We start from the raw sequence: 1,416 nt of genomic DNA on the forward strand, positions 1-1,416 counted from the left end.
GGGCTGAGACCTGATGCCGAGCCGATTGTGGTGAAGTGGATGATCCTATGCTGTCGAGAAAAGCCTCTAGCGAGTTTCATGGCGGCCCGTACCCTAAACCGACTCAGGTGGTCAGGTAGAGAATACCGAGGCGTTCGGGTGAACTATGGTTAAGGAACTCGGCAAAATGCCCCCGTAACTTCGGGAGAAGGGGGGCCATGTCTGGTGATGAGTCTTGCACTCTGAGCTGGGTGTGGCCGCAGAGACCAGCGAGAAGCGACTGTTTACTAAAAACACAGGTCCGTGCGAAGCCGTAAGGCGATGTATACGGACTGACGCCTGCCCGGTGCTGGAACGTTAAGGGGACCGGTTAGCTCCATTTCGGTGGGGCGAAGCTGAGAACTTAAGCGCCAGTAAACGGCGGTGGTAACTATAACCATCCTAAGGTAGCGAAATTCCTTGTCGGGTAAGTTCCGACCTGCACGAATGGCGTAACGACTTCTCGACTGTCTCAACCATAGGCCCGGTGAAATTGCACTACGAGTAAAGATGCTCGTTTCGCGCAGCAGGACGGAAAGACCCCGGGACCTTTACTATAGCTTGATATTGGTGTTCGGTTCGGCTTGTGTAGGATAGGTGGGAGACTGTGAAGCATGCACGCCAGTGTGTGTGGAGTCGTCGTTGAAATACCACTCTGGTCGTGCTGGATGTCTAACCTGGGTCCGTGATCCGGATCAGGGACAGTGTCTGGTGGGTAGTTTAACTGGGGCGGTTGCCTCCTAAAGAGTAACGGAGGCGCCCAAAGGTTCCCTCAGCCTGGTTGGTAATCAGGTGTTGAGTGTAAGTGCACAAGGGAGCTTGACTGTGAGACCGACGGGTCGAGCAGGGACGAAAGTCGGGACTAGTGATCCGGCGGTGGCTTGTGGAAGCGCCGTCGCTCAACGGATAAAAGGTACCCCGGGGATAACAGGCTGATCTTCCCCAAGAGTCCATATCGACGGGATGGTTTGGCACCTCGATGTCGGCTCGTCGCATCCTGGGGCTGGAGTCGGTCCCAAGGGTTGGGCTGTTCGCCCATTAAAGCGGTACGCGAGCTGGGTTTAGAACGTCGTGAGACAGTTCGGTCCCTATCCGCTGTGCGCGTAGGAGTCTTGAGAAGGGCTGTCCCTAGTACGAGAGGACCGGGACGGACGAACCTCTGGTGTGCCAGTTGTCCTGCCAAGGGCATGGCTGGTTGGCTACGTTCGGGAGGGATAACCGCTGAAAGCATCTAAGCGGGAAGCCTGCTTCGAGATGAGGGCTCCCACCCACTTGATGGGGTAAGGCTCCCAGTAGACGACTGGGTTGATAGGCCAGGTGTGGAAGACCGGTAACGGTTGGAGCTGACTGGTACTAATAGGCCGAGGGCTTGTCCTCAGTTGCTCGCGTCCACTGTGT

General features: G+C 56.4%; 1 rRNA gene. It reads left to right on the forward strand.

What is annotated here, in order from left to right:
• Positions 1-1,395, forward strand: a 23S ribosomal RNA gene (locus ACIHFE_RS34505); the annotation flags it as partial.
• Positions 1,396-1,416: the final 21 nt, after the last annotated feature.

The organism is Streptomyces sp. NPDC052396, from assembly GCF_044593195.1.
Lineage (GTDB): Bacteria > Actinomycetota > Actinomycetes > Streptomycetales > Streptomycetaceae > Streptomyces.